Annotated in this window: 21 protein-coding genes; 10 read left to right on the top strand and 11 right to left on the bottom strand. The window is 66.1% G+C overall.

The features are described from left to right. Positions 1-26 precede the first annotated feature (26 nt). A complete protein-coding gene (locus tag DIE12_RS12330; RefSeq protein WP_124520729.1) occupies positions 27-1,025 on the top strand; it encodes a quinone oxidoreductase in 999 nt (332 codons plus the stop codon). A gap of 91 nt (positions 1,026-1,116) precedes the next feature. Here the strand turns inward: DIE12_RS12330 and DIE12_RS12325 are convergent, their stop codons facing one another. After that, a complete protein-coding gene (locus DIE12_RS12325) occupies positions 1,117-2,631 on the bottom strand; it encodes an MDR family MFS transporter (protein ID WP_124488142.1) in 1,515 nt (504 codons plus the stop codon). Positions 2,632-2,861: 230 nt separating this feature from the next. Between DIE12_RS12325 and DIE12_RS12320 the strand changes: the two genes are divergently transcribed. Beyond that, the gene (locus DIE12_RS12320) at positions 2,862-4,421 is read left to right on the top strand and encodes a methyl-accepting chemotaxis protein (protein WP_124520727.1); all 1,560 of its coding nucleotides are present in this window, start codon (positions 2,862-2,864) and stop codon (positions 4,419-4,421) included. Positions 4,422-4,623: 202 nt separating this feature from the next. Here the strand turns inward: DIE12_RS12320 and DIE12_RS38610 are convergent, their stop codons facing one another. The 4 genes from DIE12_RS38610 to DIE12_RS12300 form a co-directional block, all read right to left on the bottom strand. Then, on the bottom strand, positions 4,624-5,055 hold the full coding sequence (locus tag DIE12_RS38610) for a hypothetical protein (protein ID WP_260426896.1): 432 nt from the start codon (positions 5,053-5,055) through the stop codon (positions 4,624-4,626). Next, complete coding sequence (locus tag DIE12_RS12310) at positions 5,022-6,239, bottom strand: DUF6402 family protein (RefSeq protein WP_185500293.1); 1,218 nt, start codon at positions 6,237-6,239, stop codon at positions 5,022-5,024. The genes DIE12_RS38610 and DIE12_RS12310 overlap by 34 nt, the downstream gene beginning before the upstream one ends. Before the next feature lie 189 nt (positions 6,240-6,428). Continuing rightward, positions 6,429-8,096 carry an ATP-dependent helicase gene (locus tag DIE12_RS12305; protein WP_124520725.1) on the bottom strand — a complete coding sequence of 556 codons (1,668 nt, stop codon included), beginning with the start codon at positions 8,094-8,096 and terminating at the stop codon, positions 6,429-6,431. A 120-nt stretch (positions 8,097-8,216) separates the two neighbouring features. After that, positions 8,217-9,071 (bottom strand): helix-turn-helix domain-containing protein, encoded by an 855-nt coding sequence (locus tag DIE12_RS12300; protein ID WP_044843213.1) that lies wholly within the window; start codon positions 9,069-9,071, stop codon positions 8,217-8,219. Between the two features lie 533 nt (positions 9,072-9,604). On the opposite strand from DIE12_RS12300, the gene DIE12_RS12295 reads away from it, so the two are divergent. Both DIE12_RS12295 and DIE12_RS12290 read left to right on the top strand, forming a co-directional pair. Beyond that, a complete protein-coding gene (locus DIE12_RS12295) occupies positions 9,605-9,814 on the top strand; it encodes a hypothetical protein (RefSeq protein WP_044843214.1) in 210 nt (69 codons plus the stop codon). A gap of 352 nt (positions 9,815-10,166) precedes the next feature. Then, on the top strand, positions 10,167-10,451 hold the full coding sequence (locus DIE12_RS12290; protein WP_124520723.1) for a hypothetical protein: 285 nt from the start codon (positions 10,167-10,169) through the stop codon (positions 10,449-10,451). Positions 10,452-10,681: 230 nt separating this feature from the next. Here DIE12_RS12290 and DIE12_RS12285 read toward each other — a convergent pair whose 3' ends face one another. Continuing rightward, positions 10,682-11,329, bottom strand: coding sequence for a hypothetical protein (locus DIE12_RS12285; protein WP_124520957.1), 648 nt, complete (start codon positions 11,327-11,329; stop codon positions 10,682-10,684). Positions 11,330-11,575: 246 nt separating this feature from the next. On the opposite strand from DIE12_RS12285, the gene DIE12_RS12280 reads away from it, so the two are divergent. The 5 genes from DIE12_RS12280 (at position 11,576) to DIE12_RS12260 (ending at position 17,862) form a co-directional block, all read left to right on the top strand. Beyond that, positions 11,576-12,910 (top strand): FAD-binding oxidoreductase, encoded by a 1,335-nt coding sequence (locus DIE12_RS12280; protein ID WP_124520721.1) that lies wholly within the window; start codon positions 11,576-11,578, stop codon positions 12,908-12,910. A 60-nt stretch (positions 12,911-12,970) separates the two neighbouring features. Next, positions 12,971-14,065, top strand: a complete 1,095-nt coding sequence (locus DIE12_RS12275; RefSeq protein WP_044843218.1) for a TrkA family potassium uptake protein — start codon at positions 12,971-12,973, stop codon at positions 14,063-14,065. A 142-nt stretch (positions 14,066-14,207) separates the two neighbouring features. Beyond that, the gene (locus tag DIE12_RS12270) at positions 14,208-15,686 is read left to right on the top strand and encodes a sensor domain-containing diguanylate cyclase (RefSeq protein ID WP_124488138.1); all 1,479 of its coding nucleotides are present in this window, start codon (positions 14,208-14,210) and stop codon (positions 15,684-15,686) included. 311 nt (positions 15,687-15,997) lie between these two features. Beyond that, positions 15,998-17,425, top strand: coding sequence for an MFS transporter (locus DIE12_RS12265; RefSeq protein ID WP_124520719.1), 1,428 nt, complete (start codon positions 15,998-16,000; stop codon positions 17,423-17,425). 104 nt (positions 17,426-17,529) lie between these two features. Continuing rightward, a complete protein-coding gene (locus DIE12_RS12260; RefSeq protein ID WP_124520717.1) occupies positions 17,530-17,862 on the top strand; it encodes a cupin domain-containing protein in 333 nt (110 codons plus the stop codon). A 13-nt stretch (positions 17,863-17,875) separates the two neighbouring features. On the opposite strand, the gene DIE12_RS12255 is transcribed toward DIE12_RS12260, so the two are convergent. The 3 genes from DIE12_RS12255 to DIE12_RS12245 all read right to left on the bottom strand — a co-directional run bounded on the left by DIE12_RS12255 (position 17,876) and on the right by DIE12_RS12245 (position 20,808). Then, on the bottom strand, positions 17,876-18,853 hold the full coding sequence (locus tag DIE12_RS12255; protein WP_124520715.1) for a helix-turn-helix domain-containing GNAT family N-acetyltransferase: 978 nt from the start codon (positions 18,851-18,853) through the stop codon (positions 17,876-17,878). Between the two features lie 138 nt (positions 18,854-18,991). Further along, entirely contained in the window at positions 18,992-19,750 is a 759-nt protein-coding gene (locus tag DIE12_RS12250) for an SDR family oxidoreductase (RefSeq protein WP_124520955.1), read from the bottom strand. A gap of 113 nt (positions 19,751-19,863) precedes the next feature. After that, on the bottom strand, positions 19,864-20,808 hold the full coding sequence (locus DIE12_RS12245; protein WP_124488134.1) for a LysR family transcriptional regulator: 945 nt from the start codon (positions 20,806-20,808) through the stop codon (positions 19,864-19,866). A gap of 183 nt (positions 20,809-20,991) precedes the next feature. Here DIE12_RS12245 and DIE12_RS12240 point away from each other — a divergent pair, with 183 nt between their 5' ends. Continuing rightward, entirely contained in the window at positions 20,992-22,206 is a 1,215-nt protein-coding gene (locus DIE12_RS12240) for an FAD-dependent monooxygenase (protein ID WP_124520713.1), read from the top strand. Positions 22,207-22,322: 116 nt separating this feature from the next. On the opposite strand, the gene DIE12_RS12235 is transcribed toward DIE12_RS12240, so the two are convergent. Together DIE12_RS12235 and DIE12_RS12230 are read right to left on the bottom strand one after the other, a co-directional pair. After that, positions 22,323-23,723 carry an LLM class flavin-dependent oxidoreductase gene (locus DIE12_RS12235; RefSeq protein ID WP_124520711.1) on the bottom strand — a complete coding sequence of 467 codons (1,401 nt, stop codon included), beginning with the start codon at positions 23,721-23,723 and terminating at the stop codon, positions 22,323-22,325. Beyond that, positions 23,720-24,985 carry an acyl-CoA dehydrogenase family protein gene (locus DIE12_RS12230; RefSeq protein ID WP_124520709.1) on the bottom strand — a complete coding sequence of 422 codons (1,266 nt, stop codon included), beginning with the start codon at positions 24,983-24,985 and terminating at the stop codon, positions 23,720-23,722. Before DIE12_RS12230 ends, DIE12_RS12235 begins: the two co-directional genes overlap by 4 nt. Positions 24,986-25,048 lie beyond the last annotated feature (63 nt).

The raw sequence follows: 25,048 nt of genomic DNA, 5'->3' as shown, positions 1-25,048 counted from the left end.
CACTTCATTCGATTGCGAGGAACGTCATGACCCAAACTGCCACCGCCACCCGGATCGGGATCGACCGCTACGGCGACGCCGGCGTGCTGCGCCGCGTCGATGCGCCCGTCGCGCCGCCCGGCGCCGGCGAGGTGCGGATTCGCCAGACCGCCGTCGGCGTGAATTTCGTCGACATTTATTTCAGGACCGGCGCGCACCCGTTGCCGGCATTGCCGGACGCGCTCGGCGTGGAGGCGGCCGGCGTGGTCGAGGCGGTCGGGCCCGGCGTGACGGCGCTCGTCCCGGGCCAGCGCGTTGCCTATGCGGGACTGCCGACCGGCAGCTATGCGAGCCTGCGCACGCTGCCTGCCGAGCGCGTGGTGCCCGTGCCCGACGGCGTGAGCGACGACGCGGCCGCGGCCGGGCTGCTGAAAGGCATTACTGTTTACATGCTGCTGCACCGCGTGCGGCAGGTCGGCGCCGGCGAGACCGTGCTCGTGCATGCGGCGGCCGGCGGCGTCGGCTTGCTGGCGACGCAGTGGGCGCGCGCGCTCGGCGCACGGGTGATCGGCACGGTCGGCTCGGCCGCGAAGGCGGCGCTGGTGCGCGCACACGGGGCGGAAGCGGTGGTCGATTATCGCGAGGCGGATTTCGTCGCGGCGGCCCGCGCGTTCGGCGGCGGCGCGGGTGTCGACTATGCGATCGACGGGATCGGCGGCGACGTGCTGACGCGTACGCTCGGCGCGGTCCGGCCGTTCGGGATGGTCGCGAGCATCGGGCAGGTCGCCGCGATCGGCGCGCGGCAGACGATCGATCTCGACGAACTCGGGCCGGCCCGCTCGATCGCGCTGGCGCGGCCGAGCGTGCTGGGTTTCATCGCGCGTGACGTGGCGGGGTATCGGGAAGCGGCGCGCGCGACGCTCGAGCGGCTCGCGGGCGGGATGCACGTGGAGATCGGCGCGCGGCTGCCGCTCGAACAGGCGGCCGACGCGCATCGCTTGCTGGAGTCGCGGCAGACGACGGGCGGGGTGGTGCTGGTGCCGTGACGGCGGGCGGGGCGGCACGGCGATCGCAAATCGGGAGAACGGTCGCCTCGTGGCTTCGATCGGCCGGCGATCGCTGCCGCCGGCCTGCGAATCAGTTGTGCTTGCGCAGCGGCGCGCTCTCGACGAACCAGGCGAGCACGAACGCGATCGCGATCACGCCGGCCGCCGCGAGATACACCACATGCAGCGACCCGGCGAACGCATGCAGGTAAGCATCGCGCACCGCATCCGGCAACTGGTGCACGGCCGCCGGGCCGAGCGCGGGCGGCAGCTCGGTGCCGGCCGGCAGCGCCTGCACGATCCGCGACTGCAGCCCGTGCGAGAACAGTGCGCCGAACGCGGCGACGCCGAGCGAACCGCCGATCGAGCGGAACAGCGTCGCGCCCGACGTCGCGACCCCCATGTGCCGGAATTCGACCGTGTTCTGCACCGCGAGCGTCAGCACCGGCATCACCATGCCGAGCCCGATCCCGAGCAGCGCCATGTATGCGTACATCGTGTGCAGCGGTGTGTCGAGCGACAGCGTCGACAGCAGCGCCATCGCGACACCGCCGATCAGCGTGCCCGCGATCGGAAACGGCCGATACGTGCCGAGCCGCGAGATCAGCCGACCGCTGACCACCGACATCGCGAGCATCCCGCCCATCATCGGCAGCAGCTGCATCCCGGCCTGCGACGGCGTCGAGCCTTTCACGACCTGCAGATAGAGCGGAATGAACGTGACCGACCCGAACAGCGCGATGCCGACGACGAAGCCGATCAGGCTCATCAGCACGAAGGTGCGCTGGCGGAACAGTTCGAGCGGCATGATCGGCTCGGCCGCGAGCCGCTCCTCGTAGATGAAGCCGCCGACCGCGACCACGCCGAGCACCAGCGTCATCCATAGTTGCGGCGACGACCACGGCAGCAGCGAACCGCCTTCGCTCGTGAACAGGATCACGCAGGTGAGGGCCGTTGCGAGGAACGCCGCGCCCATGTAGTCGATCCGGTGCTTCACGTGCGCGGTATGCGGCCGGAACGCGATGCCGATCACCGCGAGCGCGACGCAACCGAGCGGCAGGTTGATCGTGAAGATCCAGCGCCACGACAGGTGTTCGACCAGGAAGCCGCCGAGCAGCGGCCCGACGATCGTCGCGAGGCCGTACACGCCGCCGAACATCCCCTGATAGCGCGCGCGGCGGTCGGGCGGCACGAGGTCGCCGATCGCGGCCATCGTGACGACCATCAGCCCGCCGCCGCCGAGCCCCTGCAGCGCGCGCAGCACGATCAGTTGCGTCATGTCCTGCGCGATGCCGCACAGCGCGGAGCCGGCGAGAAACAGCACGATCGCGGCCTGCAGCACGATCTTGCGGCCGTACAGGTCGCCGAGCTTGCCGTACAGCGGCAGCACGACCGTCGACGACAGCAGGTACGCGGTGACGACCCATGACAGCTGGTCGAGGCCGCCGAGCTCGCCGACGATGGTCGGCAGCGCGGTCGACACGATCGTCTGGTCGAGCGCGGACAGCAGCATGACGAGCAACAGCGCGGCGACGATCAGCCCGGTCGGCGCGTCGCGGCGGGCCGCGTCGGCGGCCGGCGGGGCAAGGAGGGTATCGGTTCTCATCGAGATATCTGCCATGGCAGGGAATTGAGCGAAATATAGAGATAATTTATTGCCTGGTCAATTTCTGCCGGGCCTCGATTTGTTGCATCGGTAACAGGAGATTGCCGGCCGGGAAAAATTGATCGCGATCAGCCCGACGGCGGACCGGACTCAAGTTTTTTGCAGGCAAACCGTAATCCAGAGTGCCGCGGACCGATTGCCGCGGCACCCTTTATCGCTCCCGTCCCGTCATGAACCTGAACGCCCTGTTTTCCCGTTTCTCGATCCGTACGCGGATTTTTTCCACGCTCGGGCTCGTCGCCGTGCTGCTCGTCGTGTCGGGCCTGATCGGCCTGACCGGCATGCAGCGCTCGAACCGCGCGCTCGACGAAGCCTATACGCGCGAGCTGGCCGCGAAGACCGCGCTGTCCGCCGCGAGCCTGAACCTGACGATCGTGCGCACCACGCTCGACCGCGCGATGCTGCATCCGGAGGCGCCGGACGTGCCCGAGCTCGTCAACAAGGCCGAGGGCTATCTCGCGAAGGCCGACGCCGCGTGGCGCACCTACGCGACGATGCCGCACGACGGCGACGAAGGCCCGCTCGCGACCCGGCTCGACGCCGCGCGCCAGGCGCTGATCGGACAGGCGTTGAAGCCGATGATCGATGCGATCCGCGCGGGACGCCGCGACGACGCCGACCGCCTGCTGATGACGGTCGCGCCGCCGCTGTCGGTCGCGCTCACGCAGGCGACCGACGCGCTCGACGCGTACCAGGCCGCGCGCGGCAAGGACGTCTACGACACCGCGCAGACCTATTACGGCTGGATGCGCGCGGGCGCGATCGCCGGCATCGCGTTCGGTCTCGCCGCGTGTCTCGGCTGCGCGGTCGGCCTGCATTTCGCGATCACGCAACCGGTGAACCGCCTGCTGTCGCATTTCCGCCGCCTGTCGGACGGCGACCTGACGTCGGAAGTGCGCTGGTCGTCGCGTGACGAGATGGCCGAGCTGGTCAAGGGTGTGACGGGCATGCAGCGCAGCCTTGCCGATACGGTGCGCCAGGTCAGCCAGGGTTCCGAAGCGATCTCGACCGCGACGCACCAGATCGCGGCCGGCAACACCGACCTGTCGCAGCGTACCGAGGAGCAGGCGTCCGCGCTGCAGGAGACGGCCGCGAGCATGGAACAGCTGACGGCGACCGTGAAGCAGAACGCCGATCACGCGGTCGAGGCGCAGGCGTGCGCGGACAACGCGAGCGAGATCGCGACGCGCGGCGCGACGGTCGTCGGCGAGGTGATCGGCACGATGAACGAGATCGACCAGAGTTCGCAGAAGGTGGCCGACATCATCGGCACGATCGAGGGCATCGCGTTCCAGACCAACATCCTCGCGCTGAATGCGGCGGTCGAAGCCGCGCGCGCGGGCGAGCAGGGCCGCGGCTTCGCGGTGGTCGCGGGCGAGGTGCGCACGCTCGCGCAGCGCTCGGCGTCGGCCGCGAAGGAGATCCGCACGCTGATCGGCGAGTCGGTCGAGCGCGTCGCGACGGGGTCGCGGCTGGTCGGCGTGGCCGGCGCGACGATGCAGGACATCCAGCAGGCGATCGGCCGCGTGACGGGCATCATGACCGAGATCGCGGCCGCGTCGAACGAGCAGCGCGACGGGATCGAGCAGGTGAACCGCGCGGTGTCGCAGATGGATCAGGTGTCGCAGCAGAACGCGGCGCTGGTCGAGCAGGCGGCGGCGGCTGCGGCGTCGCTCGAGGAGCAGGCCGATGGGCTGCGGCGGGCGGTGGGGGCGTTTCGGGTGGCGTGATCGTTAGCGGGGCGGGCAACACACCGGGGCGGCATCGTGGCTGTTCAGGCGTGGCGCCCGCGACGCGCTTCGCGATGAGGCTCAGTCCAGGTTGTCCCGAATGATCCGGTCGAGAACACTGGCGTCGTCCGCAGGGCTTTCAGAGCCGATCAATTTACATCCTTCCACGAGCTCATCTTGGAATACGTTCGCTTCGACACGCTCAAAACAAAGGCAATCTGGCGCGAAGCCAATCCCACTTGGTGGGCGGAATTTTCAGATATTTGTTGTGGTTTGACTCATCGGTCAAGTCGATGTAGCGGACCACATTGCCCTCATAGCTTAAGGGTTGGTGAAAGCTTTTCCCGTGATACCAGTTGACGGAGAAGTATCTCTTCGCCACGAGCTCGCCCTTGTCGTTGAAAACCTTCAGTTCTATTTTGTCATTCGTCCCGTTCTGATCATTTCCGCCAGTGCCGCACATCATGAATCGATAGTAGACTCCATTCATGTGTCTTATGCCGCCGTCTAATGTTTCCGGGTGATCGTAAAAGTCGCATCGTCCATAGGCAGGGCGGTTGAGGTGAATGGCCAGGCCGGTGGCGATATAAAAGATAACAACTAAGCCAATGTATCTGATGGTTCTAGTCTGCATATCTCACCAAGATTGAGATCGATCGGCTTATTCAGCTTTAGATAGACGGGTTTTGAATATATCATGAAGTCCTTGCCTCGTTGATGCTTTTCTCTCCAGCGATTATAGTCCGCGTTGTAGACTGGAAAGTAAACGTCGGATTTTTTGAATTTTCCAAGCAAGCCTTTTCGCGTGTCTACGGGTTTGTTGATGCTTTTCGCCCAAATATCGAGGTCGGTTTCCCGCTTTGGCGAACTGGAGTCGGCGAGCATTGAGCCCGGCGCAATGACCACTCCGAACTTGTTCCAATGCCCCAAATACTGCTTTCCGTTGAATGAATAGTTGTCTTTCACGTAGGCATAGATGTGCGTGATTTTTCCGGTGGCATTGATGCAGTAGAGGTTTCCTGATTTCTCGTATTTGAAGTATCTTTCACTTGAAATCTCAACATTTCCTATGGCGATGTAGATGTTGAAATTGGCCAGTGCTCCCGTGAGATCCGTTGGGGAGAGATTTTCCAGGGTATCCCAATTTATTATTGGTAGCAGCTGAAATTGCCAATCGTTGTGAAATTTTGGCAAATCGCGGATGAATCGTGAGGTGTTGAAATTGAATGTTGAATTTCTTTCGAGAAATAGTTTTTTAACGAAAGGCTTGGCGATGTTGGTTGCTGTTTCTACGGATCGCCTGCTATAAATGCCGTTCGCGAGGAGGTATTCGAATTTCCTCCGGATGCTGCCAAATTTCAACGTCCAATCGAGTGTGATGCTGTCGTCGTTCAATGGCTGGGGTGACGTTGGCTCGTCGTTGTACGTATGCGCAGAACCAGCGAACCAGATTCGCGCAAGCTTGGCTGAGACTTTCCAGCCCAGATTGTCCATCGCAATCGGCACGTCCTGGAGGTCGAAGGCCGGTGGGTTGTCGCAAACTTCCGATTCCCGTTGCTTCGGCGGTTCCTGCGTGATCGTCTGAGCGGCTTTCGGCTGAGGCCGAGATTGAGGCGCGGCACTTTGTTTCGGCAGTTTCGAGGCTTGAGAAATTGTCTCGGGAGGCGGTGGCTTTTGCCCCGGTGCAGGCCTGTCGATGGACACGCTTCTCTGCGTATCGAGAGGAATGCATCCCCGATGGCCCTTGTATTCCTTCAGTTCTGGTCCGAACCAGCCTTTTTGCGGCTTGTAGTACGGCACCTTTTTTACATCGGTCATGGAATATTCCGTTTGCAACGAATGGCCTGGCATCGTACTGACAGGCTGCAAACGGATAAATCGCCAGGTGCTGCCGGAACCGGGCGAAAGACGGCTGGATAAGCGCGCCGGGCAGAACGAAATGTGCCCGATTGTCAATGAACATCACGACGGAGAGCATCCTCGTGCCGAGAGAGTCGTTCCGCCGCGTCATCCACCCGCAAGCTGCGCCGCCGAGCGAGCCGACGCGACGAGCAGCAGCTTCATCGTCGCGCGCGTCGCGCCGACGAACAGCTTGCGGGCCGCACGCGCATCGAGCGTGTCGAAGTCGATCTCGGTGAGGATCACGCACGGCGCGGACTGGCCCTTGAAGCGGTAGATCGAATCGAGCAGCACGTCGCCTTCGCGATATTCAGGGTTGCCGAACAGGTCGTACTTGCCGGTGAAGCGCTTGACCCGGTGCGGGCCGAGCTGGTCGAGCCGCGCGAGCACCGAGCTTTCGCGGCCGCGATACGACAGCACCGCGATGTCCTGCTTGCGGAAGCCGAGCGACAGCGCGTGCGTGATCGCGCGCTTGGTCGCGTCGATGCACGCTTCGGCGAGTGCGTCGCCCGACGCGCCGTCTTCCCCGTATGACGACACCGACGGATCGGAACCGTCGAACGGGCTGCCCGAGCGCAGTTCGGCCGCGAGCGGCTCGACGCGGCCGACGACGTCGCGCACGAATTCGAGCAGGTCGCGCGGGCTGCGGTAGTTCGTCAGCGCCTTCAGCGTGACCCAGCCGGGCAGCGCGACGGGCTCGCGCAGATAGAGGTTCTGCAGCGGGTCTTCCAGCCACCACCACGCGGCGTCCGGCGCCAGCAGGCGCTCCAGTGCCGCCGCCCACGGCGCGTGGAAGTCCTGTCCTTCGTCGACGATCAGCACATCGAAGCGCCAGCGTTCCGGAATCGGCGCTTGCGCGAAGCGCGCCTCGAGCCGCTCGAACGCGCCGGGCGTGTCGAAGTCGGGCGTATAGCCGCCGTCGCGGGCGACCCAGTCGCACAGCTGATGGTAGTTCGCGATCTTCGCGCCGGGCGGCGCGATGCGCGCGATGTAGTCGGCGAGCGGCCGGTTGAAACACACGTAGAGCACGCGCTTGCCGGCCGCGACCGCGTCGCGCATCGCCTGCACCGCGAGCTGCGTCTTGCCCGAACCCGCGGTGCCCGTCACGCGCAAGCGGAACGGCGTGAACTCGAGCTGGCGCGCCCACTCGGCAAGCCCGCCCGACAGCCGCGTGACGAGCGTGCCGGCTTGCCCGACGAGCGCGCTCGTGTCGGGCGTGAGCGCCAGTTCGTCCGCGAGGAAGTGATGCAGCTTCGCTGCGTTCGGCAGCGGCTCGTCGTGCTCGGGCAGGATCTGCAGGATCACCTGCGCGAGCTGCGCCTTGCGCGACGCATCGACGATGCGGTCGGCCGCGACGCCGGCGATCGCCGTCTCGCGGATCGCGTAGTCGGGGCAGTACAGCAGCGCCTCGACGCCATAGACGCCCGCGCCGAGCCCAGCGGTCAGCCGCCGGTGCAGCGTCTCCTGCGTGCGCGCGAGCTGGATCGGGACGTTGCGCTCCTTCTGCAGGTAGACCTTCACGAGCCCCTTCGGCGTTTCGCGCAGGAAGCCGGCCTTCTGCTCGATCAGCAGCACGCGGCCGGCCGGGCTCACGACGACGAACGCCGCTTCGCCGAACACCGAGAAACCCTGGTCGGCACGCGTCCAGTGCACGCCGTGATAGACGGTGTAGTTGTCCGGCAGCGCGTGTTCGAGGGCGGCAAGCGTCTCGCGCTCGCGTTCGGCCGCGCCGGTGGCGGCGAGGCTTTTCCAGTCGTCGGGAATGAGGCGGGCCATGAAGTCGGGCGGCGGATGCCGGTCGTGAACGGGGTCCGGCTATTGTACTGAGGAACCTGTTCACGACCGCCGCGCCGCCGGGGCGCCGGCCATGCGAAAGAGGTAGACGGCGTGCGGGAATTACCCGCGTGCGAGCCGCTTCGCGAGGTCGGCGCTGAGGATCGCCATGCGCGCGGGTTTTTCGTAGCAGACGACGTCGAATGCGCGGATCACTTCGCTGATGTCCGCTTCGCTCGCGCGGCCGGTGAGCAGGTCGCCCGTCAGCACGAAGATCGGCGCGCCCGGATTGTCGGACGTGCGCACCGCCTTGATCGCGGTGGCGGCCGTGCTGTCGTCGAACAGCCATTCGGTGACGACCGCGTCGAACGCCTGGCCCTGCAGCGCGTCGACGAACGGTGCGAGGCCGTCGAACGCGGCCGTCGAGAATCCCTGCCGCTCGAGATAGCGGCACAACTCGGTCGCGCTGACGCGATCGGGATCGATCACCGCGACGACGAGCTTGTCGCTCTCCGCGCGGCGCGGATAGATCTCGATCTTGTGCACGTCGTACGCGTTCTGATACAGCACGCCCGTATGGCGCAGCACGCGCCAGCGGCCGTTCTGTTCGTACGCGACGAACTCGGGGCGCGCGCCGGCTTCGAGCGGCGCGCCGATCCAGGCGGTGCACGGAATTTCGGCGACGCCGGCGTACAGGACGGCCTCCTGCGAATAGGCGCCGACCATGCCGGGGTCGAGCGTCTGCGCGCCGAACAGTTGAGCGGCGGGCTCGCCGTAGGCTTCGGCGACTTTCTTGATTTGCGCGAGCGTCCAGGGGCTGCTGCCGCGCAGCTTGCGGTGACCCTGCGAAAAGCTCAGGTCGAGGATGCGGCACAGCTCGGTGGTTTGCTGGCGCTTGCCGATGCCGTTGCGGGTCATCAGCTCGCGCACGCGCTCGGCAACCGCGAGGGAATCCGTGGTGATTGCTTCAGTGGTCATGCTACGGGAACGGATCGTGACGTTCAGAACGACGCCTTGCGGCAGTCTCGGCGGACAGTCTTTACGACGTCCAGGGGCGAGCCGACCGGCCACGCGCGGAAAAGATAACTTTACCGCAAAACGAGTGTCATTCCATGTCGCAATCGGTGCCTTTCTGTGAAAGGTGTGTCACGACGTTACGCTAGATCCACAGGCGTGCGTCAGGCACCACTGGCCCGTTCGCAACCTTCGGACGCGGATCGCGAGACGCCGGGACACGATTCCTCGCCGAGCGGCACGTAATCGCACCGCACTGCCGACGAAATGCACCAGAGCAGGGCGTGTCGGCGACCCGAAGCGCGGCATCGTGCCGCTGCGTCGGCGACAAATTTTTACATGGCGTCCGAGTCGTGCCAGCTGGCCCCGGATCTTACACGCGGATGGTTCGACGGCTTACTCTAATGAAACCGATGGGGATGCTCTGGTCGGGCACGCGCATGAACGCGGCGGAACCCCATGCTACGATTCGCCCGTCTCAAAATAGTGTTGAAGCGATGCAGAAGAAATTTGTGATGCGCGGGTACGAAATGAACTGCGAACCGCGCGTGACGGAGGACGGCAAATATGCCGCCCAGGTCGAGGTCACGAAGCTGGGTTTCAGCCGCGAGGCCGCTTTCCGCAAGCTGGGCGAATTCGATACCGAAGCGGACGCCGTCGCCTACGCGAAAGCATTCTCCGAAGCCTGGTTGAGCCGCTACGCGTAGCGCGTCGTTTGCCCGGGCACGACGGGCGCCGGCTCGACCGGCCGGTGCATGCACTGTGAGCCATTAGGGCGCCGAACGGGCGCCCCCCATTCAAAGCGAAAATCACGAGTAACGCCCGGAGGCGCGGCGGGGTCGCGCGCACCTTCTCGCCTTTGCCGCGTGGCGCCGTTGCCGCATGGCGACGCGCCCGGATCGTCGCGCCCGGCAGAAAGGTTCGCGGAAGGCGATGGACAGCCGGCCCGCGATTGATTCCTGATGGTTTCGAATATCCGGGGAAGCGAGTAGATTCATCGCCCGGGTTGTGAGGTATCGTTCGATGCTCGATTGAAGGCAACGCAATTGGAGGCAGCGAATGGCCACTTTGTGCATGCAGATCGTCGTTCTCGGTAAAACTGTCCAGCTCATGTTGTCGTCGGAGCACCGTACTGCCAGGATTTACATCGTCGACGCCGACGCGGGCAGCCATCCGCCCCGAACGATGAGCATCGAACAGTACGTCGACGCCGGCATGACGGACGACGAGATCGCACGGCATGTGCTCGAAGTCGTCACGATGTCGATCGAACAGCTCGCGCGGCTTCAGCCGTACAACCGCACGGTGCGCGCGCAAACGCGTCGGTTGAGCTATCCACACTGATCACCCCGATACCGGTTGCACCGGGATCGTCCCGGCGCGAACCGCGCCTTTCGATCTTCGATAACGTCCATGTGGCGCGATGACCTCGCGGTCATCGCGCCTTCGGCATTGATCAATGAAGCATGGCCTGCCCGACGCATTGCACGGGAAAGTATCGTCATGTCGTCATGATCAGGAAAACGAACGACATCGAAGAACCCTCGAAAAACGACCACCGAATTCGAATCGCCTTACGCCGGCATATACGTGAACGGCTCTCCGTCTTCCCGCTCGACGGACAGCAGCCGCTTGAGTTGATCGAGCGCGAACAACTGCTTGCCTTCCGCGGCCGCTTCGGCGATCGCGGCATCGACGAGTTTTCGCGCGCGCGCGAGGATCACGGATCGCTGACGCGCGATCTCGAGCACCATGCGTTGCTCGATGTTCTGCCGGCTCGATTGCCTGTCGCTCAGATGGCGCCAGCGATCGCGAAGCTCGGCCCAGGTGATGCGCTGGAATTCCGGAATCGTGCAGGGAAGCGTGCCGGTTTCCGCGGGTTCGGGCTGCGCGCGCAATGCACATCGCAGCACTTCACGCGCGCGCCATTCATCGGAAAACGGTGCATACACGTCGCGCGAGCGGCCGATCGGATTCGCGCGCTCGATTTCCTTTTCGAGCAGGTAGGTCAGCCGTCTCAGTGCGGAACCGTGCGCGAGCATGGCCGGATCGAGCACGCGGATCCCGCGCGATGCATCCGCGACGTGCGCTTTCAGTTCCCACAGCGTCAGACGAAGGTGCTGCACCTCGAGGATCAGGCGCTGGACGTCGGCGTAGGTGCACTTCGTCCACCATTCGGTGAGGTCGTTCAGCTTCGGGGGATCGAATGGGGGGAGGATCATGTTACTGCTGAAGAAATACTGTATGGATATACAGTTTATCGCGCGGTAACATAGCGCCGTCAAGGCGAAAAAACAGGGACGGTCGACGGGCAACCGTCACCGATGGCGGGGCCGCGGCCGCGCACCGGATCGTTCATCGACTTTCCCCCACGTTCGCCCTCCCGATCCTCAATCCGGGCGCCTGTCCGGCGCATGCCATCGCGAACGCCGATGAGTGTGCCGGCGTATCGACGCCAACAGAGAACAATGACGACCACCTATCCGCTGCACGACGCATTGACGCACGCCGACACGGCGTTTCCGGCCGAAGCCGACATCGTGATCGCCGGCGCCGGCATCATGGGCTGCGCGGCCGCCTACTACCTCGGCCTGCGCGGCCTGAAGGCCGTCGTGCTCGACAAGTCGCGCATTGCCGGCCAGCAATCGACGCGCGCATGGGGCTTCGTGCGGCAGCAGGGCCGCGAGTCCGCCGAAGTGCCGCTGATGATGGCCGGCATGCGGATCTGGGAAGGGCTCGAGCAGGCGCTCGGCTTCGACCTCGAATGGCGGCAGGGCGGTTGCCTCTATATCGCCGACAACGACGACGACTGGGCGTCGTTCCAGGCGTGGCTCGCCGTTGCGCGCGAACACGGGCTCGACACGCGCACGCTGACGCGCGCGGAAATCGACGAACGCGTGACCGGGCTGTCGACGCAGGCGCGCACGCTCGGCGGGCTGTATACGGCGACCGACGGGCAGGCCGAACCGCGCCGCGTGGCCGCCGCGTTCGCGGCGCGCGCGACGCAAGCCGGCGCGCGTTTCTTCGAAGGCTGCGGCGTGACGGCGATCGAGACGGCCGGCGGCGCGGTCGTCGGCGTCGTGACCGAGCGCGGCACGATCCGCACGCGGCGCGTGATCTGCGCGGCCGGCGCGACCAGCTTCCGGCTGCTCGACGGCGTCGGCATCCGGCTGCCGCAGCAGGCCGTGCGCGGCACCTGCATGCGCACCAACGTGTTGCCCGACGTGTCCGCGTCGACGATCTGGGGGCACGGCCTCGGCATCCGGCAACGCAGCAACGGCGCGATCAATCTCGCCGACGACATGCAGGTCGACGTCGACCTGACGCTCGGCCATCTGCGCGGCCTGAGCCTGTTCTGGCCGGAATTCTGGTCGCAGCGCGAGAAGTTCCGGCTGCATTTGAATGGCGCCGCGTGGCGCGATGCCTGCGCGCGCATCGGCGGCGGAGGCGGGCCGATCGAGCCGCGCGATCCGCAGCCGCAGCCGAATCGCGCGCATGCGCCGCGCGCGCTCGCGAAGCTGAAGGCGATCTTCCCCGCGCTGAAGGACGCGCAGATCGTCGAGGCCTGGGCCGGCCTGATCGACGTGCTGCCCGACGGGATTCCGGTGATCGACGCGCCCGGCACGCCGTCCGGGCTCGCGATCGCGACCGGCTTCTGCGGGCACGGCTTCGCGATGGGGCCGATCGTCGGGCGGCTGCTGGCCGAATGGGTCGATACGGGCGCGCCGTCGCTCGACCTGGCGGCGTTCCGCGCCGGGCGTTTCGCCGACGGGACGATGGTGCGGCCGCGCAGCATGCTGTAGCGGACGGGCCCGCGTGTTCCCGTCGTAGAATCGAGCCCGCAATCTTCAGGAGATTCCCCGTTGGCAACGCCCTCCGACAAGCGCCGCTCGTTGCGCTCACGCCTGCGTCGTGCCCGCGATCCGTGGCAGGCGCCGCGTGCGCGCACGCTGTTCACGCGTCCCGCGACGTCGCCGCGGCGCACGCTGCTGTTCCGTCTCGGCGCGGTCGTGGTGCTGTGCATGCTCGCGTTTCTCGTGCTGTATCTCGATCGCGACGGCCTGCGCGATTCGACCAAGAGCACGCCGATGAATGTCGCCGATCTCGTGTACTTCACGATGGTCACGGTCGCGACGGTCGGCTACGGCGACATCGTGCCGGTCACCGCGCGCGCGCGTCTGATCGATGCATTCTTCATCGTGCCGATCCGCATCGGCATCTGGTTCATCTTCCTGGGCACGGCGTATCAGTTCGTGATCCAGCGCGTCATCGAGGAATTCCGCATGAAACGCCTGCAGAAGCAACTGTCCGATCACATCGTCGTGTGCGGCTACGGCCTGTCGGGGTCGATCGCCGTGCGCGAGCTGCTCGAAAGCGGTGTCGATCCGTCGACGGTCATCGTGATCGACGCGCAGCAGCAGGCGCTCGAGGCAGCGACGTCGCTCGGCGTGACGGGGCTGCTCGGCGATCCCGCGCACGAGGATCTGCTGCAGCAGGCGCAAGTGCGCTCGGCGAAGGCCGTGATCATCTCGGTGACCGACGACCCGACCGCGATCCTGCTGACGCTGTCGGTGCGCAGCATCGCGCCCGAGACGAAGATCGTCGTGCGGATCCAGGAGAACCTGTATCAGCGGCAGCTGCGGCAGGCGGGCGCGGACGTGATCGTGTCGTCGACGAAGATCGGCGCGCTGCTGCTCGCGGATGCGGTGCATAGCCGCTACATCGTGCCGTTCGTGAACGACATGCTGTCGACGCGCGGGCGCGCGACGCTGCTGGAGCGCGAGGCATTGCCGCACGAAATCGGCTGCATGACGAACGTCGTGCCGGGCGCGATCGTCGTCGGGCTCGATCGCTGCGGGAAGATCCATTCGTTCTACGAGGATCCGCCGTGCCGGATCGAGGCGGGGGATACGCTGGTCGTGATTCAGTCGGCGCGAATTCCGGATCCGGATGTGTGAGGGACGGTTGTGCAGCATCCCGGCATCGTGCGCCATGCCGCGCGGTGACCGGGGCAACCCCGCTTGATATGTCCCCGCGCGTTATTTAGTATGAGGTAATCGCGTCGTGCGCCGCGCACGAGCGTGATCATCGAGGAGACACATGCAATTCAGGTCGACGGCGCCCTATACCATCGTCGTGATCGGTATCGTGATTGCGTGCGCGCTCATGGGTCTGTGCGTGTTGCAGCTGTTCCAGAGCCGTAACGACGCGCTCGCGCGGGCGAGCGAAACCTCCCGCAATCTCGGCCTGATCGCCGAGCGCGACATCGAACGCAATTTCGAACTCTACGACCTGTCGCTGCAGGCTGTCATCGCGGGGCTTCAACGTCACGACGTGATGACCGCGCCCGCGAGCTTGCGGCGCGCCGTGCTGTTCGATCACGCCATGACGGCAGAGTTTCTCGGCTCGATGCTGGTGCTCGACGCCAGCGGCAACATCGTCCTCGATTCCGCCGGCGACGAGCCGCGTCACGGCAATTTCGCCGATCGCAAGTATTTCACCATCCACCGCGACAATCCGGACGCAGGGCTCTACGTCAGCGATCCGTTCATATCGCGCCTGCGAAGAGGCTCGCCCAGCATCGGGCTCTCGCGGCGGATCTCGAACCCGGACGGCTCGTTTGCCGGCGTCGTGCTCATTGCGGTCAACCTCGAGTATTTCCACCAACTGTTCGCCGGCCTGTCGCTTGGACAGCACGGCTCGATCTCGCTGATCGGCAACGACGGCGTGATGGTGATGCGCCAGCCGTACGACGTGCATACCATCGGGCGCAACATCAGCAAAGCCGCGACCTTCCGGCGATTCCAGACCGCGCCGGAGGGCTCGTTCTCTGAAACGTCGTCGATCGACGGCGTGCGCCGTCTCTATTACTTCAAACATCTACCCAAGCTCCCGCTGATCATCATGGTCGCGGAAGCGGAGCAGGATATCTATGCGGCCTGGCGGCACCGCGCCGTGACGATCGGCGCGCTGGTGGCGACGTTCGGCGCCGCGTTCATCGGGGTGTCCTTCATGCTCGGCACGCAACTCCGGCGCCGGATGCGCGCCGAGTCGGAACTCGTGCTGCTCGCCCGCACCGACGGTCTCACCGGCCTGAACAATCGCCGCAGCTTCGCGGAAGTGCTGGACCGCGAATGGCGCCGCGCGCGGCGCGCGCGATCGGTGTTCTCGTTGCTGTTCGTCGATGTCGACCGCTTCAAGGCCTACAACGATACCTACGGCCACCAGGCGGGAGACGATGCGCTGGCTGCGGTTGCGCGCTGCATCGGCGACAACATTCGCCGGCCGGCCGACACCGCAGCCCGCTATGGCGGAGAGGAATTCGTCGTGCTGCTCCCCGATACCGCCGAGACGGGTGCCGCCCAGATTGCCGAGCGGATTCGCGCGGCGATCGACGAGCTGCCGCTCGAACACGCCGGCAGCGAACACGGGCACGTCACGGCCAGTATCGGCCTGGCGAGCTGGACGCCCGAGCACGATGCCGAGGCCGAGGCCGTGATCAAGGCTGCCGACGAAGCGTTGTACTACGCGAAGGCGACCGGCCGGAACAAGGTCGTCGCGTTTCAGCCGCCGGCATGACGCGTGGCGCGACGTGCAGGCGCGTGGCCGCGCTCGAATTGCCTCGAGCCCGCCGCGGTCGCGATTGCACCTGCGCGTGCCTGCCAGGCGTACGCGGCCGCGAAACTTTATGACGTACACCGAATAATTTATCGGTTTATATCGGTTGGGAATGCCGGATCGCGGGAACAGAATCGTCGCTTCCGGAACCCGAATGCCTGTGTGTCGACGCTCCAGCATCCACTTTTCATGTGATGGCGAGCGTGCATGCACGTGTCGGGTTCCTGTCTCCATGTGGACATCGCCGGCCATGCGGCGAACAAGGGAATGCGATGAGTTCGATCGATCTGAACGCAGTCACGCCGGTTTCCGCGCCCATCCGCTCCGCGAGCGATGTCGCGCGCCTGATCAATACGACGGACAGTTCCGTCAGCCACGCGCGGATGATCGTGCTGCTCGCGCTCGGCGGCGTGTTTCTCGACGCGTACGACCTGACGACACTGTCGTACGGCATCGACGACGTCGCGCGCGAATTCGGCCTGACGCCCGCGCTGACGGGGCTGGTCGGCTCGGCGATCATGATCGGCACGATCTTCGGCAGCCTGATCGGCGGATGGCTGACCGACAGGATCGGCCGTTATCAGGTATTCATGGCCGACATGCTGTTCTTCGTCGTCGCGGCGATCGCGGCCGGGCTCGCACCGAACGTCTGGGTGCTGATTGCCGCGCGCTTCGTGATGGGGCTCGGGGTCGGCATCGACCTGCCCGTCGCGATGGCGTTTCTCGCGGAATTCTCGAAGTTCAACGGCCGCGGCAACAAGGCGTCGCGGCTCGCTGCATGGTGCCCGATGTGGTACGTGGCGTCGTCGGTGTGCTTCCTGCTGATCTTCGGCATGTATTTCCTGCTGCCGGCCGAGCATGCGGGCTGGCTGTGGCGCGCGTCGCTGATCTTCGGCGCGGTGCCGGCGCTCGTCATCATCCTGGTCCGGAATCGCTTCATGAACGAATCGCCGTTGTGGGCCGCGAACCAGGGCGACCTGGCCAATGCCGCGCGCATCCTGCGCGAGTCGTACGGCATTCACGCCCATGAAGCGGACGACGCGCCGCGCGAGCCTAGCCCGCCGCCCGTGCGGATTCGCGTGCTGTTCCAGCGTCCGTATCTCGGCCGAACGATCGTCGCCAGCGTGATGAACCTGTGCATTCCGTTCGAATACACGGCGATCGCGTTCTTCCTGCCGTCGATCCTGTCGCAGTTTCTCGGCGCGGGCGTGTTCGAGACGATCGCGGCGTCGCTTGCGCTGAACGTGCTGTTCGCGTTGACGGGCGGCTTGCTGGGCATGCGTCTCGCGTATCGATATCCGTCGCGTCACGTCGCGATCGCGGGCTTCGCGCTGCAGTTCGTCGCACTCGTCGCGCTCGCGCTGGCGGGGCATCCGCACGGCGCGCTCGCGATCGGCCTCGTGCTGCTGATGCTCGGCACATGGCTGTTCGCCGAAGGTTTCGGGCCGGGTGCGCAGATGATGATCTATCCGACGCTGTCGTATCCGGCGGCGATCCGCGGCACCGGTGTCGGCTTCGGGCGCTCGCTGTGCGGGATCGGCCAGGCGCTCGCGCTGTTCGTGCTGCCGATCCTGCAGGCCCGTCTCGGCACGGACATGTTCTGGGTCGTCGCGGTCAGCGCGGCCACGCCGATCGTGTTCCTGCTGATCGTGCGTCATGAACCGACGGCGCGCGATATCGACGCCGAGGCGGCCGCGTGAATGCAGCGCTTGCCGGAACCCGCAAACAAGTTCGCCGCGATGCCGGCCTTCGCGCTACATTGGCGTCATTCGCCTTCAGCCGAAGGCCGACCCGGAGTCGAACCATGCAACGCCAGACCGGCAACCTGTTCAGCCTCGAAGGTGCGCGCGGCGACGACGAGCGCGTCGACGTGCTCGTCGCGGGATCGCGCCTGAACGTCGAGCGGATCGTGTCGATGGGGCACACGAGTCCCGATGGATTCTGGTACGACGATTCGCGTGCCGAATGGGTCGTGCTGCTGTCAGGCGCCGCGGTGCTCGAGTTCGAAGCGGACGCGACGCTGCACGACATGCGCCCCGGCGATTACGTGCTGATCGAACCGCATTGCCGGCATCGTGTCGCGTGGACGCATCTTGAAGAACGGTCGGTCTGGCTCGCGATCTATCACGATCGATGAAACGTGCGGCGACTTATCGACCTGGCCGCCGCCGGCTGAAGCGCTGCTCGACGACGTTGGTTCCCCATTGCGCGCCCTCCGATTCGCTGGTCAGCGCAAAACCGAACGATTCATATAGGTGGCGTGCCGAATCCAGCCCCTTGAACGTCCACAGGTAGGTCTCGTCGAACTGCTGCTCATCGACGAAATGCATGGCGCGCGTCATCAGTTCCCGTCCGATCCCGAAGCCACGCAATCCATCGTCGACGATGAACCACCGCAAATGTGCGATTCCCGTGGCTTTATTCCCGTCTATCGCGACCGAGGCGAGCGCGCGGCCGTGTTCGGCATGGAGCCACAGAGCCTTGCCTTCGGCCGGCAGGGTGCCGGCAAATTCCGCGAGTTCGGTCGCCACCTTTTTCTCGAAGAAAGCGCCGAACCCCCAGTGTTCCGAATAGAACCGCGCGTGAAGGCTTGCTATGTCGCCGATACAGCCGGGCTGGTAGCCGTCGACGATCTGCGTGGTGTCCGCTTTAGGCGTGCGCGCGTCGGTGGCATTGTCTTGCGCGAGCGCATCGCTATAAAGCGCGAGGGCGCGGACGAGGGTTTGCTGGTCCGCCGGAACCATCCGGCGTAACGCATTCGACACCTGACGTGTCGCAAACTGGTCGATCTTCTTGCGCAGTTTCTGCCCGTCGGCAGTCAGGTACAGCTGCGTCGCACGCGCATCGTCGGGCGAGATGCGGCGCGTCACGAAGCCGGCCATTTCGAGCCGCGAAAGCTGCCTGCTCGTGTTCGATTTATCCAGACGCAGAATGCTGCCCAGATCCTTCGCGCTGATGCCGGGCGCCATGCCTATCTCGAGAACGGCGTGAACGGCAGACGGCGCCAGATCGCTGTCGGCCAATGTCGCCCGCATGAAACCCAGTTCGCGAACCAGTTTGCGCGAGAAGTCCCGAAGCTCGAGGATCGTCGCTTCGCGCGTCTTCGACGGAATATCGATGAGGTCCATGGCGAGCCCGGGAAAGTTGCGTGTCGCAAGTAATATTAGTTGCGACACGCAACTTGTCAAGGACGAGCGGCGCCGGGCAGCCGGGCGACGTGCCCGGCATCGCGGCCCGGCGCGGCAGAAACGGCGCGGCGCCGGGCTTTATCCCCGTCCGACGAACGGCATCGTCGTCGCCATGATCGTCATGTTCAGGATATTCGTGTCCAGCGGAAGAGTCGCCATCTGAACGACCGCATTCGCGACATGCGTGACGTCCATCCGCGCCTCGGGCGCCATGCGGCCGTCGGCCTGCAGCACGCCTTCCGTCATGCGATCCGTCAGCGACGTGGCCGCGTTGCCGATGTCGATCTGACTGCACGCGATGTTGTATGCACGGCCGTCGAGCGCGAGCGACTTGGTGATGCCGGCCACCGCATGCTTGGTGGCCGTGTACGCGATCGTGTTCGGGCGCGGCGTATAGGCGGAGATCGAGCCGTTGTTGATGATCCGGCCACCCTGGGGCGTTTGCGCCTTCATCAGGCGCCACGCGGCCCGCGCGCACAGAAAGACGCCCGTCAGGTTCGTCGCGACGACGTCGTTCCACACGTCGAACTCGTGCTCGTCGAGCGGCACGGCCGGCGCATTGCGCCCGGCATTGTTGAAGAGGACGTCCAGCCGCCCGAACCGCTGCGCGATCTGCGCGAATGCGTGTTCGACCGACGCTTCGTCGGTGACGTCGGCCGGAAACGCGTGTGCGTCGCCACCGTCGGCGACGATCGCCTCTTTCGTTTCACGCAGCGAGGCTTCCTTGCGTCCGAGCAGCGCGACGGCAAATCCGGCGTTCGCGAGCGCGATTGCCGCGGCACGACCGATGCCGGATCCGGCGCCCGTGACGGCGGCGAACTTCTTCGAGGCAGACATGGCTTGATTTCCTGCGGGTTGGATGAGGAAAGCGGCGGCGGGCGCGCGATGGACTCGCCGCGCCGGTCGAAGCGACATCCTACCGCGCACGCCGGATTTCGCGACGCGAGCGGCTATGCCTTGCGCGTCGGCGCGGCCTTGCGTCCACGCGTTCCGGCTTCCGCGAACAGGCTGACCACGACGTCCCTGAGCCACCGGTTGCCCTCATCCTGATTCACGCGCGCATGCCACAGCATGTGGATCGGCGCGCCCGGCAGCGTGACCGGCAACGCGCGCCAGCCGAGCGAAAACGGCGCGGCGAGCTGCAGCGCCAGGTGTTCCGGCACGGTCGCGATCAGGTCGGTGCGCTGCAGGATATAGCCGACGCTCATGAAATGCGGCACCGTCAGCCGCACGCGGCGCTTCACGCGGCGGCGCTTCAGCCATTCGTCCACCTGGCCGTGACCGGTGCCGGCCGACACCACGACGAGATGCTCGGCCGCTCGCCATGCGTCGACGGTCAGCGGCGCGTCCTCGAGAGGATGCCCGCGCCGGAACAGGCACACGTATCGCTGATCGAACAGTCGGCGCTGATAGAACCCGCCCTGCAACTGCGGCAGCAGGCCGATCGCGAGATCGACGCGGCCGTCGGCCATCTCGTCGGCGAGATTGACGCTCGTGTTGCGCACCGTATTGAGCGCGATGCCCGGTGCCGTGCGCGACAGGTGTTCGAGCAGCGCGGGCAGGAACACGACTTCGCCGATATCGGTCATCCCGATCGTCATCGTGCGCGATGCGCGCAGCGGATCGAAACCGGTCTCGGGGTTGAGCGCGGCATGCAGCGTCGACAGCGCGTGCGCAACCGGTTCGGCCAGGCGCAGCGCGAACGGTGTCGGCACCACGCCGCCCGGCCCGCGCACGAACAGCGGATCGCCGAGCCGGCGGCGCAGCTTCGCGAGCGCGTTGCTGACGCCCGGCTGGCTCATGTTCATCTGCTCGGCGACGGTCGACACTCGCCGCTCCTGCATCAGTCGCTGAAACAGCAGCAACAGATTGAGGTCGATCTCGCTCAGTTCCATGGTTCCGGGTTGTCTCCGATCATTCCATTTGGTGATGAAGCAGATTCCCTGCATTTTATTGTGGGATAAGGGGGCGCTGCTGAAAATACCGATACGGCGCTCGCATTCGACAGGCGCGCCGCGCGGGGCGCGCGCACCGCGGCCTCGACCACTCACCATCTGAATATCGGAGACACGTTCATCATGCAGACGAATCTGAGGATCGCGATCGTCGGGGCCGGCATCGGCGGCTTGACGCTGGCGCTTGCATTGCGCGAGCTGGGCATCGACGCGCAACTGTACGAGCAGACCGACGTGCTGCGCGAGGTGGGGGCAGCCGTCGCGCTGTCGGCCAACGCGACGCGCTTCTACGAACGGATGGGATTACGGCCGGCTTTCGACGCGGTGTGCGCGGAGATTCCCGGCCTCGTCTATCGCGACGGGCGCAGCGGCACGGTGATCGGCCATCATCGCGGTGAACCCGACTATCGCCGGCAGTTCGGCGGCGCGTACTGGGGCGTGCATCGCGCGGACCTGCAGGCGATCCTGTCGAAGGCGGTCGGTGTCGGGCAGATTCATCTCGGCCATCGGCTCGTCGATCTCGCGCAGCATCCGGATCGCGTCACGCTGAGCTTCGCCAATGGCGCACGCGTCGACGCCGATCTCGTGATCGGCGCGGACGGCGCGCGTTCGATCACGCGGCGCTGGATGCTCGGCTACGACGACGTGCTGTATTCGGGGTGCTCGGGCTTTCGCGGCGTGGTGCCGGCCGAGCGGATGGACCTGTTGCCCGATCCCGAGACCATTCAGTTCTGGGTCGGGCCGCACGGCCATCTGCTGCACTATCCGATCGGCGACAACGGCGACCAGAACTTCCTGCTGGTCGAGCGTCATCCGTCGCCGTGGCCGTCGCGCGACTGGGTCATGCCGGCGCAAGAGGGCGAGCAGTTGCGCCTGTTCAAGGACTGGCATCCGGCGGTGGTGCAGATGATCACCGCGGTGCCGATCAGCCAGCGCTGGGGGCTGTTCCACCGGCCGCCGCTCGGCCGCTGGAGCCGCGGGCGCGTGACGCTGATCGGCGACGCCGCGCATGCGCTGGTGCCGCATCACGGGCAGGGCGCGAACCAGTCGATCGAGGACGCGATGGTGCTGGCCGCGCAGCTGGCGAAGGCCGGGCGCGGCAACTGGCGCGAGGCGCAGGAAGCGTACGAGCGGCTGCGGCGCGGCCGCACGCGCAAGGTGCAGTACGCGTCGATCTCCGCGGCCGACGTGCTGCATCTGCCCGACGGGCCGGCCGCGCAGGCGCGCAATGCGCGTCTCGGCGAGCGCGACAGCGTGCTGCATCACCTGGACTGGATTCACGATTTCGACGCGCTCGCCGATGAACCGAACGAGCGGCAGGGCGGGACGTGGCTGTGAGCGGCAGGGCGCGGTGCGATCGGCGGCAGCGCGACCGGTGATCGGCGCGGCAGTTGCGCGGTCGTTCGTCGGGGCGGCTGGCCGCCCTCGTGCAGGCTGGCCAGCCCGGCTGGCCGTCACGCGTAGTCGGCCACCTGTTGCGCGTCGCGCTTGACCTGTTCGATGTCGCGAAACCTCGCGGCCGGATGGGCGTCCGGCAGCCGCGCCGACGCACCGAACAGCTTCTCGCGCAGCGTGCCCGGCGCATATTCGGTCGGATAGACGCCGCGCCGCTGCAACTCCGGCACGAGGTAGCGCACGATGTCCTCGAAGGTTTCGTGCGCAACGGCATACGCGAGGTTGAAGCCGTCGACGTCGGTCGCGGCGACCCATTCCTGCAGGATGTCCGCGACGGTCTGCGCGGAGCCGACGAACACGGGCCCCATCCCGCCGATGCCGCCCCACGCGGCCAGTTCCTCGATCGTCCACGCGGTATCGCCGCCGGCCAGATGCTCGACGGCCGACACGATCGCGTTCGTCTCGACGCGCCGGACGGGATCGGTCGGCGCGTACTGGCCGAAATCGATGCCGGTCCAGCCGGACATGAACACGAGCGAGCCGTCGTACGACACATAGCGGCGGTACTCGTCGAACTTGGCCTGCGCCTTCTCGTCGGTCTCGTCGACGATCACCGTGACGAGGTTGTAGATCAGCACGTCGTGCGGGTCGCGGCCCGCGGCGGCGGCCTGCGCGCGCACGTCGGCGACATAGCGCGCGAGTTGCGGGCGGGTCGGCGCGGCGACGAACACGCATTCGGCGTGCTGCGCGGCGAACGCCTTGCCGGGGCCGGACGCGCCGGCCTGGAACAGCACCGGCGTGCGCTGCGGCGACGGCTCGCACAGATGATAGCCGGGCACGTCGAAGAAGCGCCCCTTGTGACCGATCTCGTGCACCTTCTCCGGATGCGTGAATACGCGGCCGTCGCGATCGCGCACGACCGCGCCGTCTTCCCAGCTGCCTTCGAACAGCTTGTACAGCACCTCGACGTATTCGGCCGCGACCGCATAGCGGTCGTCATGGGTGCGCAGTCCGTTGTCGCCGACGTTCTTCGCGCCGCTTTCCAGATACGACGTGACGATATTCCACGCGAGCCGGCCCTTCGTGTGATGGTCGGCGGTCGACAGCCGGCGCGCGAACGTGTACGGATGCTCGAACGTCGTCGACGCGGTGATGCCGATACCGAGATGCTCGGTCGCCATTGCGATCGGCGCGGCGAGCTGCAGCGGATCGTTGACGGGGATCTGCGCGGCCTGGTGCAGCGCGTGGTAGTTGCTGCCCTGGTAGACGTCGTAGTAGCCGATCACGTCCGCGATGAAGATCGCGTCGAAGATCCCGCGTTCGAGCACGCGGGCGAGATCGGTCCAGTAGTCGAGATCCTTGTACTGCCACGAACGATCGCGCGGATGCGCCCACAGGCCGGGTGACTGATGGCCGACGCAATTCATTTCGAACGCGTTGAAGCGGATGGTCTTGCTCATCGCGCCGCTCCCGTTTCCGTGCCGGCTTGCGCACCTGCACCGTTGCCGACGCGCCAGACGAACGGTGGCGTGCGTCCGTTGATGACCCAGTCGCCGACGATCCGCGCCTTGTAGACGAGCGGATTGTGCGATGACACCGTGCGCGCGTTGCGCCAGTGACGGTCGAGCGCGGTCGTGCTGCGCGTCGCGGATGCGCCGAGCGCGTCGAACAGGCGCGTCGCCGCGCGCAGCACGAGTTCCGACACGACGAGCTGGCTCTGCGCGGATTCGATTTCGGCGGCGACGTTGGCGGCATGTTCGGCTTCGTCGTCGCCGCCGAAGCGTGCGACGTACGCCTGCTGCAGCGGTTGCGCGGCGCGCAGCGTGAGCGCATCGGCCGCATAGGCCCACGACGCGATTTCGCCGATCACCTGCTGGAGCTGCGCATCGTCGCCGGCGCGCGCGGCGTTGCCGTGGCTGTACACGCGCGTGCGGCCGCGCACGAGCTCGCCCGCGTCGCGCACGATCGCATGGCCGATGCCAGCCAGCGTGGCGACGTGGAACAGCTGGTAGAACGCGGTCTGGTATTTGAAGCGGCGTGCGAAATCGATCACGTGGTCGGCGTCGACCGCCGCATTCTCGAAGCGCGTCGTGCCGCTGCCGGTCGTTTTCTGGCCGAAGCCGTCCCAGTCGTCTTCGAGTATCACGCCGGGCTGCCCGGTGGCGATTGCGACGATCACGTCGCTGCCATCCTCTTCGCGCTGCGCGAACACGTCGATCCAGTCCGCGAACAGGCTGCCGGTGCTGTAGAACTTCCGGCCGTTCAACACGAGCCGGCCGTTCTGCTCCGATACCTTGGTGATCGTCTGGCCGAGCGGAACGTCGCCGGCCTCCGACCACGCATTGCCGACGAGCTGGCCGGTCGCGAAACGATCGAACCACGTCGTGCGCTGCGGCCCGGGCGGCGCGTTCAGCCAGTCCTCGACGAACGCGAAGTGGCCGCGCAACGCTTGCGGCAGATTGGAGTCGGCGGCGGCGAGTTCGGTCAGCAGCCGGAACAGCTGCGGCAGCGACGCGCCGGCGCCGCCGTCACGCACCGGCAGCCGTATCGCGCCGAAGCCGGCGGCCTTGAGCCAGCCGATCGCTTCGTACGGCAGTTCGCGGCGGCGTTCGCGCTCGGCGGTGCCGGCGGCAATCCGGTCGAAGATCGGCCGGAACCGGCTCGCGAGCGCGTCGTAGTCGGTGCCGGTGGACAATTCGGTATCTGCGTGCGACGAAGTCATGCGGGGTTCCTCGTAGGGCGGGGCCGTTTGCACCGGGAGCCCAGTATAGGAAGCACGACGCGC

Source organism: Burkholderia sp. Bp9015 (assembly GCF_003853505.1).
Classification (GTDB): Bacteria; Pseudomonadota; Gammaproteobacteria; order Burkholderiales; family Burkholderiaceae; genus Burkholderia.
The sequence above is the reverse complement of the archived record's forward strand: the minus strand, read 5'-3'. Positions and strand labels throughout refer to the sequence as shown.

Excerpts from the sequence above, each read along its gene's own strand:
- DIE12_RS12330 (WP_124520729.1), top strand. The coding sequence starts at position 27 with ATGACCCAAACTGCCACCGCCACCCGGATCGGGATCGACCGCTACGGC.
- DIE12_RS12325 (WP_124488142.1), bottom strand. The coding sequence starts at position 2,631 with ATGAGAACCGATACCCTCCTTGCCCCGCCGGCCGCCGACGCGGCCCGC.
- DIE12_RS12320 (WP_124520727.1), top strand. The coding sequence starts at position 2,862 with ATGAACCTGAACGCCCTGTTTTCCCGTTTCTCGATCCGTACGCGGATT.
- DIE12_RS38610 (WP_260426896.1), bottom strand. The coding sequence starts at position 5,055 with ATGCAGACTAGAACCATCAGATACATTGGCTTAGTTGTTATCTTTTAT.
- DIE12_RS12310 (WP_185500293.1), bottom strand. The coding sequence starts at position 6,239 with ATGACCGATGTAAAAAAGGTGCCGTACTACAAGCCGCAAAAAGGCTGG.
- DIE12_RS12305 (WP_124520725.1), bottom strand. The coding sequence starts at position 8,096 with ATGGCCCGCCTCATTCCCGACGACTGGAAAAGCCTCGCCGCCACCGGC.
- DIE12_RS12300 (WP_044843213.1), bottom strand. The coding sequence starts at position 9,071 with ATGACCACTGAAGCAATCACCACGGATTCCCTCGCGGTTGCCGAGCGC.
- DIE12_RS12295 (WP_044843214.1), top strand. The coding sequence starts at position 9,605 with ATGCAGAAGAAATTTGTGATGCGCGGGTACGAAATGAACTGCGAACCG.
- DIE12_RS12290 (WP_124520723.1), top strand. The coding sequence starts at position 10,167 with ATGGCCACTTTGTGCATGCAGATCGTCGTTCTCGGTAAAACTGTCCAG.
- DIE12_RS12285 (WP_124520957.1), bottom strand. The coding sequence starts at position 11,329 with ATGATCCTCCCCCCATTCGATCCCCCGAAGCTGAACGACCTCACCGAA.
- DIE12_RS12280 (WP_124520721.1), top strand. The coding sequence starts at position 11,576 with ATGACGACCACCTATCCGCTGCACGACGCATTGACGCACGCCGACACG.
- DIE12_RS12270 (WP_124488138.1), top strand. The coding sequence starts at position 14,208 with ATGCAATTCAGGTCGACGGCGCCCTATACCATCGTCGTGATCGGTATC.
- DIE12_RS12265 (WP_124520719.1), top strand. The coding sequence starts at position 15,998 with ATGAGTTCGATCGATCTGAACGCAGTCACGCCGGTTTCCGCGCCCATC.
- DIE12_RS12260 (WP_124520717.1), top strand. The coding sequence starts at position 17,530 with ATGCAACGCCAGACCGGCAACCTGTTCAGCCTCGAAGGTGCGCGCGGC.
- DIE12_RS12255 (WP_124520715.1), bottom strand. The coding sequence starts at position 18,853 with ATGGACCTCATCGATATTCCGTCGAAGACGCGCGAAGCGACGATCCTC.
- DIE12_RS12250 (WP_124520955.1), bottom strand. The coding sequence starts at position 19,750 with ATGTCTGCCTCGAAGAAGTTCGCCGCCGTCACGGGCGCCGGATCCGGC.
- DIE12_RS12245 (WP_124488134.1), bottom strand. The coding sequence starts at position 20,808 with ATGGAACTGAGCGAGATCGACCTCAATCTGTTGCTGCTGTTTCAGCGA.
- DIE12_RS12240 (WP_124520713.1), top strand. The coding sequence starts at position 20,992 with ATGCAGACGAATCTGAGGATCGCGATCGTCGGGGCCGGCATCGGCGGC.
- DIE12_RS12235 (WP_124520711.1), bottom strand. The coding sequence starts at position 23,723 with ATGAGCAAGACCATCCGCTTCAACGCGTTCGAAATGAATTGCGTCGGC.
- DIE12_RS12230 (WP_124520709.1), bottom strand. The coding sequence starts at position 24,985 with ATGACTTCGTCGCACGCAGATACCGAATTGTCCACCGGCACCGACTAC.